The sequence below is a fragment of the Ruminiclostridium papyrosolvens DSM 2782 genome (assembly GCF_029318685.1).
GTDB classification, from domain to species: Bacteria; Bacillota; Clostridia; order Acetivibrionales; family DSM-1351; genus Ruminiclostridium; species Ruminiclostridium papyrosolvens.
The window spans coordinates 75,617-90,457 of sequence record NZ_CP119677.1 but is presented as its reverse complement, the minus strand read 5'-3'; the positions used below and the strand labels follow the sequence as shown (position 1 = coordinate 90,457).

Here is a 14,841-nt window from a genome sequence, read left to right as displayed (position 1 = left end):
AAAGATGTATTCGATAAATTCTATAATACTTTCCTCCTCCTATTTTCCTTAGAAAATTACAGTATATCTTAATATTACATCATTTTTCATTTTTGTGCAACAAAGCAATTTATTATGTCACATTGGGCTATCCTATCTTTAAAAGGTCACACAGCATTGAATTTCTTTCATTAATTTTAACATTTGAAACCATTAATTTTATTGCCTTCTTTTGCCCTATAATACACGCCATTTTTTTTGCTCTCGTAACGGCTGTATATCCAAGGTTTCTGTTAAGCATGACATAGTTTCTCATATGACATAGTATAATAGCAGCTTCGCATTGAGACCCCTGCATTTTGTGAACGGTCAGGCAATATGCCAAATCTATCTCCTCAAGTTCATTTATATGATAAATTATAATAAAATCATCATACTGAACCGCAACTTTCTTTTCAGGGGTGTTTGCATCCTCATCCTCAGCTTCAACTTCCTTTATATTGGATATTTCAATAATCCTGCCGATATCTCCGTTAAAAATTCCACAACTCTCTTGCGCAAAATATCTTCCGGTATCAGGTTCTCTACGATAATGTGGAGTCTCGTAATTATTGCTTAGGTGAATAACTTTGTCTCCTTCTCTGAAAACACTATTTCCTCTTTTTATTTCCTGTTTATTTTCTGCAGCAGGATTAACCATCTCCTGTATGGCTTTATTTAATTCGTACGTCCCGATTTCAGAAGATTTTTGGGGACAAATTATCTGAATGTCATCTATTGTATGGTTATAGGCTGTCATAAGCCTGTTTAATGCCTCCTGAGTCTTTTTGACAACCCTGTATTTGTCATCTTCTTCAATTACAAAGAAATCCTTGTTTTGATTTATTATTTCAGGCATTTCACCGTTTATAATCCTGTTTGCATTTGAAATAATGCCGGACCCGTCTGCCTGTCGTTTTATAACATTTAACTTGACTGTAGGTATTACTCCGCTTTTTATCATATCATCCAGTACATTTCCGGCACCTACAGAAGGTAGCTGCTGAGTATCACCAATCATAACTACTGTTGTTCCCGGTGAAATGGCAGTAAACAACGCATGAGCCAAATCTATGCTAAGCATACTGCTTTCATCAATTACTATAAGGTCGTAAGGCAGTTCGTTACCCTGTCTGTAAAAAAATCCTTTATTTTCATAGGAAAATTGCAGAAGCCGGTGTATAGTCATTGCTTCAAAACCAGTTATTTCCGTAAGTCTTTTAGCAGCCTTTCCTGTAGGTGCTGCCAGCATAAAACTCATTTCCTGACGATTTTCAAAAACTCTTTGCAGCACATATATCATACATTCTACAGTAGTGGTTTTTCCACTTCCCGCAGAACCCGTGAGAATCAGCATATTTGTTTCAAAAACTGCTCTGACAGATTCCTTTTGCATGTCTTCAAGTTCAAAGCCCTTTAACTCTTCAAATTCAGCTATCAACTTATCAACATGTGCTACGCTAATATCAGGCTGGCACCTCACTATATTTTTTATGGCAAGTGCAGTTTCGTATTCAAGCTTGTGCATATCCCTTGTATAAACAGCCTCATATCTGTCTTCATTTTCTGTATATGTTATATTCACAAGAAGTCCTGTTTTTATCATTCTCTTGTAGGCTTCGTCCAGTTCATCCTCGCTGATTTTATCTGCATTATCACTTAAAGCTTTTGAAGTTGCCTGTAAAAGCTGTTGTCTGTATAAGTAACAATGCCCTTCTGTTTCAGCTGTTTCCAGTACACTTTTCAAGGCGGCTTCCATTCTGAATATGGAATGGGAATCTATTCCCAGTTTTTTTGCTATTTCGTCACAGGTTCTAAATCCAAAGCCCTTTATATTGGTAAACATATATGGGTTCTGCTCGGCAATGGCTATAGCTGTTCCTTTAAAAGTATTATATATCTTCATGGCCTTAGCTGATGATACCCCAAATTTTTGAAAGAAAATCATGACGTTCTGGTATTCCATGTTTTCCATATAAGAATCGTGGATAAGCCTAGCCTTATCAGCAGAAATGCCTTTTATCTTTACCAGAGACAGGGGTTCGTTTTTTATAATCTCCAAGGTATTGCTACCAAAGCCCTCAACAAAGCTCGAACCACTTTTGTAGCCTACAACAATATTTCTTGCTGTTTTTTCTCCCACGCCCTTAATTATTCCGCATGACAGAAAGGTTATTATTCCTTCATCGGTAGCAGGTTCAATAAATTCTACAGTATCAGCCTTAAGTTGCTTTTCACCTTTGTATACTCCCACGGTACCGACAATTTTACATGGCAAAACCGCACAATGGTCATTCACCTCATAATATCCGGTTACACTTATAAGATCCTGAGCCTCATGTTCAAATCCATCCTCATCAATAATTCTTTCTATTTCAAAAGTATAGATTTTATATCCATTATCTGCATTTTCATATATTTTATAGTCAAAACGGCCAATAATGCTTAACGCTGTCCCCACAGGGTAACTGTCGAATGACCATCTTTGCTGTTGAAATTGTCCTGTCGCCACGGTAACCTCCAAAACTGTGTAATAAGTGCTTGTCCCTATTACTTTTATTTGTAACATATATATCTTAACCTATTTTATATACTGCTACAAGAAGGATACCATGGCCGTATATTTATATTTATTTATAAAAGATGCTTTCTCTCTCATCAAAACTGCAAACCTCAACCAGAGGGTACTGTTTCTCAAGCCTTTTAAGTATTTTATAGGTTTGATCCTTTGAATTCATATCAATAACTATAAAACTTCCATTTATGGCTATATTTCTTACAAATTTGCTCATCATGGCTTCACGTATTATTTTTTCAATATTTTCTTCCTGGTCATTAACCAAGAGAACAAGATTTGCTTTTTCAACATAATACTTTTTGTTTTCTAATAATCTGAATATACTTCTAAACAAACTGAAAACACCGTATATGGAGAATAACCCCAAAATTATGTAGCTAATATCTGTCATAAAACTCCTCCTTTAACATTCCTCGTACCATATTTTATGATTCACAGGTATGTTTTGTTACAAGAGGCAACCTAAAAAGAGGTACAATTTCTCAGCCCCTTTTACTATAGCCGTGAAATTGTACCTCTCTTATGTTATTTAAACAATATAGTTCTTATAATCCTGCATCTTTTCTCAATGCATCAGCAACATCTGTCTTTTCCCATGAAAAATCTGCATCTTCTCTTCCGAAATGACCATATGCCGCTGTCTTTCTGTAAATTGGTCTTCTTAAATTCAGTTTGCTTATGATAGCAGCCGGCCTTAAGTCAAAGTGCTTATTCACCAATTCTGAAATCTTATCCTCAGATATAGCAGCTGTTCCAAAAGTATCAACAAGTATTGATACAGGCTTTGCAACACCTATGGCATATGCCAGCTGGACTTCACATTTGCGTGCTATCCCTGCTGCTACTATATTTTTTGCAACATATCTGGCAGCATATGCAGCTGAACGGTCAACCTTTGTGGGGTCTTTTCCTGAAAAAGCACCGCCTCCGTGTCTTGCGTAGCCGCCGTAAGTATCAACTATAATCTTTCTTCCTGTAAGTCCGGAGTCTCCCTGAGGTCCTCCAACTACAAACCTTCCTGTAGGATTAATGAAATATTTTGTTCCCTCATCCAATAACTCTTTAGGAATTACCGGAAGAATTACATGTTCCATTATATCCTGTTCTATTGTTTCATGGCTGACGTCCGCTCCATGTTGAGTAGATATAACTACAGTATCAACCCTAACAGGCTTGTCCCCATCATACTCAATAGTAACCTGTGATTTACCATCAGGTCTCAAATACTTTACTAATCCATTCTTTCTTACTTCAGTTAGTTTTAGTGTAAGCTTGTGAGCCAACATTATAGGCATTGGCATCAACTCAGGTGTTTCATCACATGCGAAACCAAACATCATTCCTTGGTCTCCGGCTCCGATAGCCTGAATCTGCTCTTCACTCATTTCACCTACTTTTGCTTCGAGCGCCTTATCAACACCCATAGCAATATCTGATGACTGTTCATCTATAGAAGTTAATACTGAACATGTATCACAATCAAACCCATATTTAGCTCTGTCATATCCTATATCTCTTATAGTATTTCTTACTACTTTAGGGATATCAACATAACAGTTGGTTGTGATTTCTCCCATTACCATTACCATACCGGTTGTAACTGCTGTCTCACATGCAACTCTTGCCTGTGGGTCCTTTTCATAAATTGCATCCAATACTGCGTCAGATACCTGATCACAAATTTTATCAGGATGCCCCTCTGTTACTGATTCAGATGTAAAAAGCCTTTTTGTCATACAAATACTACCTCCCCTATTTAATAAAAAATTAATTAATTAGAGATTTTTTTATAAAATAAAAAAACCTCTTACGAGGTTTGTCATGTTTATTTCAATAACACCCCTCATCTTCCAGGCTAAACCCGGAGGAATTGGCACCATGCAAAATTATGCTGGTTGCCGGGTTTCATCGGGCCCATTCCCTCCACCTCTCTTGATAAGGATACAATATTAACTTTTATGTTTATTTAACCATAAATTGGTCTATTAGTCAATAGAAGTTAATTACTATTATTCATTTAATTTACTATTTGCCTTTGCTATAAACTTTTCAGCTTTAATAATAAATCTCTCGTGCTGTCCCTCCCCTATTTTATCCTTCCCGTCAAAAGCCTCCACTGAAAATACAAGTCTTTTACCCTCAATTTCAACAAGCTCTGCCTTTGCGGTTACATTCATTCCTATAGGAGTTGCAGCAATATGCTTTATATTTATCATAGTTCCCACTGTTGAGCTGTCTTCATCAATATAATTCTGTACAGTCATTGAAGCCGCCTTTTCCATCAATGCAATCATAGCAGGTGTTGCAAATACATCAAGACTGCCGCTCCCCATAGTTTTTGCTGTATTAGCCTCTGAAACAAGTACTTCTGTGCTTCCTGTTATACCAACCTTTAAGTCCATGTGAATAATATCCTCCGCGTCAAATTAAGTATAATTAAGGGGCTTGCTCCTTGTAAAAGCAACCCCCTAAATATTTAAATCTGTTAAAGTTAACCTTCCAACTGTGGTGTTTGAGAAGAAGCCCCCAATGCCACACTTTCAAAAATTTCTTCAAACTCTGTACCCTCGACTTTTTCCTTCTCAAGAAGTACTTCAGCAAGCTTATTGAGTCTGGCGATATTTTCTCTTAACAAGGTCACAGTTCTTTCATATGCGCTATCAATGATACTTTTAACTTCATTGTCAATCATTGCTGCAACTTCATCACTGTAGTTTCTGGCCTGAGCTAGATCTCTTCCAATGAAAACTTCATCATTCTCATTTCCGAAAATCATATTGCCAAGTTTCTCACTCATACCGTACTTTGTAACCATGTTTCTTGCAATCTGATTAACCTTTTTAAGGTCACTTGATGCTCCTGTACTGACTTCATCCATTATAATGTCCTCAGCAGCTCTTCCTCCAAGTGCAATAATTATTTCTTCAATCAGCTGAGACTTGGTATGATAGCTCTTATCTTCCTGAGGTCTGCTTGCGGTATATCCGCCTGCCATACCTGCAGGTATGATTGACACCCTATCTACCTTCTGGCTTGTGGATACAAGCTTTATTGCAATTGCATGGCCCGCTTCGTGGAATGCGGTGACCTTCTTGTCATGCTCGCTCATAACACGGCTCTTCTTTTCAGGTCCCATCATTACTTTAAATGCGGCTTCTTTTATCTCTTCGTTGCCTATTTTTTTCTTATTTGCTCTGGCAGTAAGCAAAGCAGCTTCATTCAAAAGGTTCTCAATATCTGCTCCGGTAAAGCCCGGGGTTATTCTTGCAAGATCGTCCAGCTTTACATCATCTGCTAATGGCTTACCTCTGGAATGAACCTTTAATATCTGCTCTCTACCCTTTATATCCGGCAAACCAACAACAACACGTCTGTCAAAACGACCCGGTCTAAGTAAAGCAGGGTCTAATATGTCAGGTCTGTTTGTTGCGGCAAGTATGATTACTCCTTCATTTATCCCAAAACCATCCATTTCTACCAGCAATTGGTTTAAGGTCTGTTCTCTTTCATCATGGCCTCCGCCTAATCCGGCTCCTCTATGACGTCCCACGGCATCTATTTCATCTATGAATACAATACATGGTGCATTCTTTTTTGCCTGTTCAAAAAGATCACGTACACGGGACGCACCAACACCTACAAACATTTCAACGAAGTCAGAACCACTGATGCTGAAAAACGGTACTCCTGCTTCACCTGATACAGCTTTAGCCAAGAGTGTTTTACCTGTTCCGGGAGGTCCTACTAAGAGTACACCCTTTGGTATTCTGGCACCCAATTCGACAAACTTCTTTGGTGCTTTCAAGAACTCAACTATTTCAGCCAGTTCCTCTTTTTCTTCATCTGCTCCTGCTACATTCTCGAATGTAATTTTTTTCTTATCATCAACAGTCATTTTTGCTCGGCTCTTTCCAAAGGACATAACCCTGTTGCCCCCGCCTCCGCCTTGGGACTGCTGTATGAAAAAGAACCATATCAGAATTAATATTATTACAAGACCTACAGTTGGCAGCATCGACACCCACCATGGTGGTTGAGGAGGCTGTGTTACATGAAAATCTTCAATAAGGTTACTATCCAATGCCGCTGTAAATCTATCAGATGCAGAAGTTACATCCGGAGGGACAATAACTACATATTTAGTCTTGTTATTTTCCTTCGGCTTCTTCAGTTCAATCGTAGCCGTGTCTGTTTGTAAACCTATGCTCTTTACATTTCCTGCCTTCATTTCCGTTAACAATTGAGAATAACTCATTTTTGGCGGATTGTCGCTTTGTGTAAAGAATGTTATTACAACCAAAATAAGTATAAAAACAATTATATAAAAACTGATACCCTTAAAATATTTCAAATATCTCCCTCCTTAATTAGACCCAGGTATCAAATATAACTCAACCGGCTTTTTTGCTTCATTATGCGCACTGAGTTATTATTCAAATTTTAATCCAAACACCCGAAAAAACACGGCTGCCATTCCTGGATATATTGCAGAAACAACACTATTGCTTTATTATATTAGCTTATTATTCCAATTTGTACAGTATATATTATATTAGCATATACAAATATAAAACACAACAAACACCATAATCAGTAACAAATTTTATTTTTTTGTGTACACTTCCCTTTTCAATACGCACACTTCAGCTATATTTCTGTATTTACCCGCATAGTCAAGTCCGTAACCAATTACAAACTCATCTGGTATTTCAATTCCTTTATAGTCAACCTTCAGATCAACCTTTCTTCTGGATGGCTTATCAAGTGCAGCGCAAACCTTTACACTTAAAGGCCCCCTTGTTTTAAGGAGTTCTACCAAGTGGTTGAGTGTTAGACCTGTATCTATAATGTCCTCAACTATCAGTACATGCTTACCGGTAATATTTGTATCAACGTCTTTTATTATTTTTACAACTCCCGATGATTTTGAAGAATTACCGTAACTTGATACTGACATAAAATCCAGGTCAACAGGAATTGTTATCTTTCTGGCTAAGTCCGCAAGAAATATAAATCCTCCTTTAAGAACTCCAATAATAACTAACTCCTGTCCTTGATAGTCTTTTGAAATTCTAGCGCCAAGTTCTTCAACCTGCTTGTCCAACTGTTCCTTTGAAACCAATACTCTCTCTACTACGTCCATTTAATGCTAATCCCCCTTGATATAAACAAATCTTTTTATTATTTCTTATCGAATACAAGAAATCTTCAATACAGTTTTAGTATTGTCAGTTACTTTATAATTATCACTTATTTTATTTCCTATTATCCATACTATTTCTTTTTCCAAAGCTATAAGCGGAATCGTATCCCTGCTCTCTCTCGGAACCTTATTATCAATAAAGTATTCCTTTAGCTTCTTAGTACCATTTGATTTTAGTGGCTTGAAAACATCCCCGTCTCTTCTGTTTCTCAACAGAATATTTACCCCCGATGAAGTCAATTTATCTAAATCAATAAATTTAGTATGAGCTTTTTCGTTATAATTTATAAATTCCCGACAGCTTTTAACGGATTCAATTTTTAAAATTTCAGTTTTAACAACTATACCCTTATTTGGTATTTCAGTCTCTCCGGGAATTTGAAGAATTTTTTCAAAATGTTCCCGAATTACTTTTCCCTGTTCCTTTAAAGTCAGAGAATTATAAGTCCTCACCGCTGCCATTGAATGGGGTAAATCAATCTGAGCACCGGTTCTACCGTTTTCAATAAGGTTGTTAAGCTTATCCATATGGATGTACTCAAACCCGTTAAGTGTTCCGCAGGTATTCCCCACAGCTATCCTCAACACACGTAGTCTGACAGCCTGCTGTACTTCCGTTAATACCTTCAAATCCAGTTCTGTATACATTCTCTTTTCAGAAAGAACTGCTTTTTGATAGTATAATTCAGAATTATATCTTAAATAATCATCCTCTGCTACAACTATTTTAGATAATCTTAGTAAATTTTCAGTAATATCTGAGCCGGACGCCTCATTAATTGCCGGAATCACGTTAAGCCTTATTCTATTTCTGAAATAATCGGTATGAAGATTGGAACTGTCAGTAACAGCCTCTATCCCAATTTTGTTTACATACTCCTCTATCTGGTATCTGTCAACATCTAACAGGGGGCGTATTATATTATCTCTTTTATACTCCATTCCCCTTAGTCCTTCCAAGCCAGTTCCTCTGCAAATTCTCATTAAAATAGTTTCTGCCTGATCATTTCTTGAATGAGCAACAGCAATTTTTGAAGCTCCCTGCTCTTCCGCAACAGTGCTAAACACCTCGTATCTGGCATTTCTACCGGCTTCCTCCAGAGATGTTTTTTCAATCTTTGCTTTTTTTGAAACATCAACATGCTTTACGTAAACCTCAAGACCTAAAGAAGCGCAAAAGCTTCTCACGAAATTCTCATCCCTAAGGGCTTCTTCACCCCTTAACATGTGATTTACGTGTACAGGATATATTTTTATTCCCAATTCATTTGAAATAGAATACAAGACATGGAGGAGGCACACCGAGTCATACCCTCCGGATATTCCTACAATTACGCCTTCTCCATAATTAATAAGCCCTTTATTTTTAATGGTTTCAAAAACCAGTTGTTTGAGCATGACAATTCCCTTTACCTGTTTTTATTGCCTGAACTTTTCCAGATTTGCAAACTTTGTGTATTGTCCCAACCACACAAGCTCTACGGTTCCAGTAGAACCGTTTCTGTGCTTTGCAAGTATTAGCTCTGCTATGTTCTTCTTTTCTGTTTCAGGATTATAATAATCATCTCTGTAAAGAAACATTACAATATCAGCATCCTGCTCTATTGCTCCGGATTCTCTCAAATCGCTCAGTATCGGTCTGTGGTCGGTTCTTGCTTCCGGAGCACGGCTAAGCTGTGACAATGTAATTACCGGAACATTTATTTCTTTTGCAAGAATCTTGAGAGAACGGGATATTTCAGAGATTTCCTGTTGTCTGTTCTCACTTTTTGACCTGCTTCCCTGCATCAACTGCAGGTAATCTATTATTACAAGTCCAAGATTATGTTCAAGTTTTAACCTTCTGCATTTTGCCCTTATTTCAGTAATTGATACACCCGGTGTATCATCTATGAATATTGGCGCTTCCGAAAGCGGACCCAATGCCTTGGCAACCTTTTGCCAGTCGTTGTCCTCAAGTTTTCCTGTTTTCATCCTATTACTGTCAACCATTGCTTCACTGCAAAGCATTCTGTTTACAAGCTGCTCTCTGGACATTTCCAGACTAAATACTGCAACGGGTACATTACTGTGAACAGCTGCATTTTGTGCAAGGTTCAGTGCAAAAGCGGTTTTGCCCATTGCAGGACGGGCAGCTATTAATATAAGATCCGAATTATGCAGCCCTGATGTTTTAAAATCAAGGTCCGCAAACCCTGTAGGAATACCGGTTATGTTTCCACTATTATTATACAATTCTTCTAATTTATTAAATGTATCTACCAAAACATCCTTTATTGGCACAAAGCCTTGTGAGCTACGCTTTTGAAGTATATCAAATATGTTTTGCTCTGCCTTGTCCAGTATATAGGATACTTCCTCAGATGCATTATAGCCTAAATCAACTATATCGGTTGAAGCCTTTATTAGCTTCCTCAAAAGTGCCTTTTCTTCAACTATCTTTGCATAATGCTTTACATTTGCCGTTGTTGGTACTTCAGTTGCAATGTTAGTCAAGTACTCAAGTCCGCCTACAAGCTCAAGCTTCCCGTGAAGTTTCAGGCGTTCGGATACAGTAATCAAGTCAATTGGCTGGGCTCTGTCAAATAGCTCAATAATTACGTCATATATTTCTTTATGGTCCGGCCTGTAGAAATCCTCGGGTTTCAATATCTCCATAACAACAGGAACAACTTCCTTGTCTATGAGCATAGATCCAAGAACAGATTGTTCCGCTTCCAGGCTTTGAGGAGGAATTCGGCCAAGAGTTCCTATATCCATTATATATTCCACCTTGTTTTTAGTTGTTGTTCCCTGTAAATCTTAAAGACTTTCTATCTTTACTGTAAACTTTGAGTTGATTTCGGGGTAAAGCTTAACTTCAACTTCAAAAGTCCCCACAGCTTTAAGTGAATCCGGCATAACCAATTTCTTTTTGTCTATGTCAAGCTTCTGCTGAGATTTTAACGCTTCCGCAACGTCCTTGCTTGTTATAGAGCCAAAAAGCTTTCCGTTCTCACCTGCTTTTACTTTTAAAGTAACTGTTATATCCTTTATCTTCTTTGCAAGTTCCTTTGCCTGCGCAACTTCACGGTCTTTCTTCTGAGCTTCTGCTTCTTTCTTTGTCTTCATTATGTTTACATTTGATGAAGTAGCCTCAACTGCAAGTCCTCTCGGAAGAAGAAAATTTCTTGCATATCCGTCACTTGCTTCAACCATTTGTTCTTTTTTCCCCAAACCTTTAACATCCTGTTTTAATATAACCTTCATAGATTGACCCTCCTGTTTGCGGTTTTTAATTTATTCCTTTGCAAGGCTGTCTATATATTCGTAAATAGCATCTTTAAGCATTTTCTTTGCATCCTGTATGGTTACATCCTCAATCTGAGCACCTGCCACTGTCAGATGTCCGCCTCCACCAAGCTTTTCCAAGATCATCTGTACATTTATATCACCAAGGGATCTTCCGCTTATAACAACCTCTCCATTATGGTAACTCAAAACGAATGCAGCTACAAGTCCCGAAAGACTCAACAACTGATCTGCAGCCTGAGCTGCTATAAGCTGCGCACCCTTGATATTGTTGGGACAAATGGATATTGCAATATTATCATACACTACTTCTGCGTCTTTTACTATATTTGAGATAGTAATGTAAGTTTTCAAATCATTCTGGAATAACTGTTTAACCGATACCGTATCTGCTCCCTGTCTTCTCAGGTATGACGCTGCTTCAAAGGTTCTTACACCTGTTTTAAATATAAAATTCTTTGTATCTACAACGATTCCTGCGTATAGAGCTTCCGTCTCAATGTTGGTAAGCCTTATCCTGTCTTCAACGTATTGCAGAAGCTCTGTTACCAACTCACAAGTTGATGATGCATAGGTCTCCTGATAGGAAAGTACGGCATCTTGAATAAAGTCAGCCCCTCTCCTGTGATGGTCTATGATTACTACCTGATCTGTCATTTTCAACAGTTCCGGAGCCTCAGTAAATCCGGGCTTATGTGTATCAACTACTATAAGAAGTGTTTTCTTGGTTATAAGGTCCAACGCCTCATTTGTACCAACGAAAACATTAGTATACTCAGGTTCTTTTGACATCTTGTTAAGTATTGCATCTATATTTGCATTTGAATGATTCAGTACAATATTTACTCTTTTGTCCCTGTTCTTTACAATCCGATGAATGCCCAGCGCTGCTCCAAGGCAGTCAATATCTGCATTTTCATGACCCATAATAAGAACAGAGGGTGCCTGATCTATCAATCCTCTTAGGGCATATGCAATAACTCTGGCTTTAACCCTTGTCCTTTTTTCAAGTTCTCTGGTACGTCCACCGAAGAACCGGAAATTATCGCCGTCTTTTATTACAACATGGTCCCCGCCTCTGCCCAGTGCTATGTCAATACATGCATTTGCATTTTGCAGGTTTTCAACAATAGTGGGAGCATTTATGCCCAAACCGATACTGAGCGTAACAGGAATCTTGTTCCCGAGATTTATTTCCTTAACCGTTTCAAGTATTTCAAACCGTTTTTCTTCCAGTTCTTGCAGATACTTGAATGCAAATATGCAAAGATATTTGTCCCTTTCAAATTTCTTCAGAACTCCTCCGGTATGACTTATCCAACTGGTAACTTTTTTATCTATTTCCGCAAGTAATTGCTGCCTGACAGCGTCCTCCATGCTTTGCATCAAATCATCATAATTATCAATTACTACAAGTCCTACGGTATTTTTATTGTCTTCAAACTTCTTTTTTTCGTCTATCAATTCAGTGTTGTCAACAAGATAGAGCATAACAATAACGCTTTCCTCGTTATTACTGTCATCAAGCTTCACCAAATTGCCCAACACCGAATAATGTCTGTTATTTATAGTGATTTCAGAGGATATGTTTATACTGTCCCCTTCCGTCATCTGAGGTTTTAAGTCAGAAACAAGTCCTGCTACTGTTTCCTCCTGAATAGTATCATTCTGGAATATGCCCTTGAAGGAGGAATTATACCACACGGTCGTACCGTCTAATTCTGCTAGTACCAAAGGCATGGGAAAGTTTAATAGGGTGTCCTTTGTAGCACAGTCTATATTAAAGGTAAGTGTCTCTATGTACTTGGTTATTTCCCGGTTTCTGATATGAGTGGACTTATAGTTATAAATCACCAGAAACACAAGCAAAATATACCCCGGTATAGAAACCAAAGGGTTTAAGACCGTTATTACTATTATGAGAAAGAAAATTACCCAAAGGTAAAAACCCGCCTTTGGAATAAATATCCGTGATAGTTTTCTGCTATCCATCTGAATTCTCCCGAATTAAGTCCCCTGCCTTCCGGATCTTGATACATTAAGGTGTTTTGCCAGCTCTGACAAATCTCCGTAATATTTCTCAACATCGTGATTCTCCACAAGACCGAGCCTAATCTTACTGTCTATTTTCATTTCAATAGTCTTATAATTAATACCAAACCGCTTTCCAAGAAGGTAACATATTAAAATAATATTTGCAATGGTATCAGCAAGTGTTTCCGAAACCTCTTCCCTAAAGCCGTTTACAAGTGCTTTAAACAAATTTGCTACATCAGTAAGCAGTTCGCTTTTAAGCCATTCAATAATCTTAACATTTCTTGTTATATCAATTTGATTGTCAAACTGTGCCATATATTCCCCCCACTTATAATCTTACATTTTTTGTAATGTAAATTATACCACTATTATGGGGTTATGGCCTTTCATTTCCCGTTATTTTCGGTGTATATTCTATATTTTTCCCTTAATCATGGGATATGAACCGATAAATCTGTAAAATGATGTTTTTCTTTTTATCATTGTCATAGCATCATAAACATCCTGATCCTCTATATGACCATCAATATCAATAAAAAATATATATTGTCCAAGTGCATTTTTGGATGGTCTTGACTCAATCCTCGTCATATTAATATCCCACAGACTGAATATATCCAATACTCTGTACAAGCTCCCGGGCTTGTTATCCGTTGAAAATACAATGGAGGTCTTATCACAGCCCGTCCTTTTGGAGTATTCTTTTGATATTATTACAAATCTGGTATGATTGTTGGCAACATCCTGTATATCTGCTGCCAGTACGTCAAGCCCGTTTATTTTAGCAGCTGTACGGCTTGTAATTGCCGCATAAGTACCATCACCTTCAGAAACCCTTTGAGCAGCTTTCGAGGTACTGTTTTCCTCAATCTGATCGGCCTTAGGATAGCATCTGTTCAGGTATTCCCTTGCCTGCCCTAAAGGCTGAGGATGTGACATAATTGCAGTTATATCCCCGGGTAAAGTTCCCTTTCTTACAACCAGATTGAGACTAACGGGCAGTATAAGTTCTCCTTTTATATATAAGCCTTCTTCTTTAGCTAATACATCCAGCGTAACATTAACAGCACCTTCAAGGGAGTTCTCAATTGGAACTATTGCTTCACTTATAACATTGTCTTTAACTGCGTAAAGAACGTCCTGAATAGACACAAACTCCATTAGAGTACAGGACTGCCCCTGCGCATACAGTTCGGCCGCTTCATGTGAAAAAGTTCCGCAAGGCCCAAGATAACCAATACTTTTTACCATTAATACTCCCTATCCGTTTCATAATTAAATTCTTTTCCGACAATAATATATAATATCATTTATTACCCATATTTCCAACCGAATAATACAAAAAGGTGGAACACCGGCTATTTATCATCTTCATTTTCAGTTTCGTCATCTGTTTTGCCGAAATCCAGTGCCTGCTTTTCCAGTTCTTCATCACTTACTTCTGTATTAATTATCTCAAGTGCTTCTTGGTACCTGTCCTCCGGTACTTTTATATCTATAGGAACACAAGGCCCCAGTATAACATTTAACAGAGTACTGTCAATAAGGCCCAAATCCTTTCCTTGTCCTACACATGCAATCCCATTTTCCTCGAGCTTTCCTTTAATTATATTAAACTCAAACTCATTATCCGCTGTTTTAAGATACTTCCAGTTATATTGCTCCTGTTGGTTATCCATATATACCCTCCAATCCACTTATCTTAATATTCCCA

The 14,841-nt window shown here is 37.8% G+C and carries 13 protein-coding genes and 1 riboswitch; all 13 genes read right to left on the bottom strand.

The annotated features are described in order from the left end of the window. Window positions 1-127 precede the first annotated feature (127 nt). Window positions 128-2,530 (bottom strand): SF1B family DNA helicase RecD2, encoded by a 2,403-nt coding sequence (gene recD2, locus P0092_RS00415; protein ID WP_040758750.1) that lies wholly within the window; start codon window positions 2,528-2,530, stop codon window positions 128-130. 118 nt (window positions 2,531-2,648) lie between these two features. Next, window positions 2,649-2,987: a glycosyltransferase family protein gene (locus P0092_RS00410; RefSeq protein ID WP_004619092.1), complete on the bottom strand. Its 339-nt coding sequence runs from the start codon at window positions 2,985-2,987 to the stop codon at window positions 2,649-2,651. Window positions 2,988-3,141: 154 nt separating this feature from the next. Beyond that, window positions 3,142-4,332, bottom strand: coding sequence for a methionine adenosyltransferase (gene metK, locus P0092_RS00405; RefSeq protein ID WP_004619091.1), 1,191 nt, complete (start codon window positions 4,330-4,332; stop codon window positions 3,142-3,144). 104 nt (window positions 4,333-4,436) lie between these two features. Continuing rightward, window positions 4,437-4,538: riboswitch (SAM riboswitch) on the bottom strand. 67 nt (window positions 4,539-4,605) lie between these two features. After that, window positions 4,606-4,998: a thioesterase family protein gene (locus P0092_RS00400; RefSeq protein ID WP_004619090.1), complete on the bottom strand. Its 393-nt coding sequence runs from the start codon at window positions 4,996-4,998 to the stop codon at window positions 4,606-4,608. Between the two features lie 89 nt (window positions 4,999-5,087). Next, window positions 5,088-6,947: an ATP-dependent zinc metalloprotease FtsH gene (ftsH, locus tag P0092_RS00395; protein WP_004619089.1), complete on the bottom strand. Its 1,860-nt coding sequence runs from the start codon at window positions 6,945-6,947 to the stop codon at window positions 5,088-5,090. A 252-nt stretch (window positions 6,948-7,199) separates the two neighbouring features. Next, window positions 7,200-7,739, bottom strand: coding sequence for a hypoxanthine phosphoribosyltransferase (gene hpt / locus P0092_RS00390; RefSeq protein WP_004619088.1), 540 nt, complete (start codon window positions 7,737-7,739; stop codon window positions 7,200-7,202). A 45-nt stretch (window positions 7,740-7,784) separates the two neighbouring features. Next, window positions 7,785-9,197, bottom strand: a complete 1,413-nt coding sequence (gene tilS / locus P0092_RS00385; RefSeq protein ID WP_004619087.1) for a tRNA lysidine(34) synthetase TilS — start codon at window positions 9,195-9,197, stop codon at window positions 7,785-7,787. 21 nt (window positions 9,198-9,218) lie between these two features. Further along, window positions 9,219-10,559 (bottom strand): replicative DNA helicase, encoded by a 1,341-nt coding sequence (gene dnaB, locus P0092_RS00380; protein WP_004619086.1) that lies wholly within the window; start codon window positions 10,557-10,559, stop codon window positions 9,219-9,221. A gap of 42 nt (window positions 10,560-10,601) precedes the next feature. Next, a complete protein-coding gene (rplI, locus tag P0092_RS00375) occupies window positions 10,602-11,048 on the bottom strand; it encodes a 50S ribosomal protein L9 (protein WP_004619085.1) in 447 nt (148 codons plus the stop codon). 30 nt (window positions 11,049-11,078) lie between these two features. Continuing rightward, complete coding sequence (locus P0092_RS00370; protein ID WP_004619084.1) at window positions 11,079-13,082, bottom strand: DHH family phosphoesterase; 2,004 nt, start codon at window positions 13,080-13,082, stop codon at window positions 11,079-11,081. Window positions 13,083-13,097: 15 nt separating this feature from the next. Then, window positions 13,098-13,442 (bottom strand): MazG-like family protein, encoded by a 345-nt coding sequence (locus tag P0092_RS00365; protein ID WP_004619083.1) that lies wholly within the window; start codon window positions 13,440-13,442, stop codon window positions 13,098-13,100. 99 nt (window positions 13,443-13,541) lie between these two features. After that, window positions 13,542-14,378, bottom strand: coding sequence for a prephenate dehydratase (gene pheA / locus P0092_RS00360; RefSeq protein ID WP_004619082.1), 837 nt, complete (start codon window positions 14,376-14,378; stop codon window positions 13,542-13,544). Between the two features lie 107 nt (window positions 14,379-14,485). Next, the gene (locus P0092_RS00355; protein WP_004619081.1) at window positions 14,486-14,806 is read right to left on the bottom strand and encodes a putative signal transducing protein; all 321 of its coding nucleotides are present in this window, start codon (window positions 14,804-14,806) and stop codon (window positions 14,486-14,488) included. Window positions 14,807-14,841: the final 35 nt, after the last annotated feature.

What these genes read in the sequence shown, in the direction of transcription:
- P0092_RS00410 (WP_004619092.1), bottom strand. Translation starts at nt 2,987, where the DNA reads ATGACAGATATTAGCTACATAATTTTGGGGTTATTCTCCATATACGGT.
- metK (WP_004619091.1), bottom strand. Translation starts at nt 4,332, where the DNA reads ATGACAAAAAGGCTTTTTACATCTGAATCAGTAACAGAGGGGCATCCT.
- P0092_RS00400 (WP_004619090.1), bottom strand. Translation starts at nt 4,998, where the DNA reads ATGGACTTAAAGGTTGGTATAACAGGAAGCACAGAAGTACTTGTTTCA.
- hpt (WP_004619088.1), bottom strand. Translation starts at nt 7,739, where the DNA reads ATGGACGTAGTAGAGAGAGTATTGGTTTCAAAGGAACAGTTGGACAAG.
- tilS (WP_004619087.1), bottom strand. Translation starts at nt 9,197, where the DNA reads ATGCTCAAACAACTGGTTTTTGAAACCATTAAAAATAAAGGGCTTATT.
- dnaB (WP_004619086.1), bottom strand. Translation starts at nt 10,559, where the DNA reads ATGGATATAGGAACTCTTGGCCGAATTCCTCCTCAAAGCCTGGAAGCG.
- rplI (WP_004619085.1), bottom strand. Translation starts at nt 11,048, where the DNA reads ATGAAGGTTATATTAAAACAGGATGTTAAAGGTTTGGGGAAAAAAGAA.
- P0092_RS00370 (WP_004619084.1), bottom strand. Translation starts at nt 13,082, where the DNA reads ATGGATAGCAGAAAACTATCACGGATATTTATTCCAAAGGCGGGTTTT.
- P0092_RS00365 (WP_004619083.1), bottom strand. Translation starts at nt 13,442, where the DNA reads ATGGCACAGTTTGACAATCAAATTGATATAACAAGAAATGTTAAGATT.
- pheA (WP_004619082.1), bottom strand. Translation starts at nt 14,378, where the DNA reads ATGGTAAAAAGTATTGGTTATCTTGGGCCTTGCGGAACTTTTTCACAT.
- P0092_RS00355 (WP_004619081.1), bottom strand. Translation starts at nt 14,806, where the DNA reads ATGGATAACCAACAGGAGCAATATAACTGGAAGTATCTTAAAACAGCG.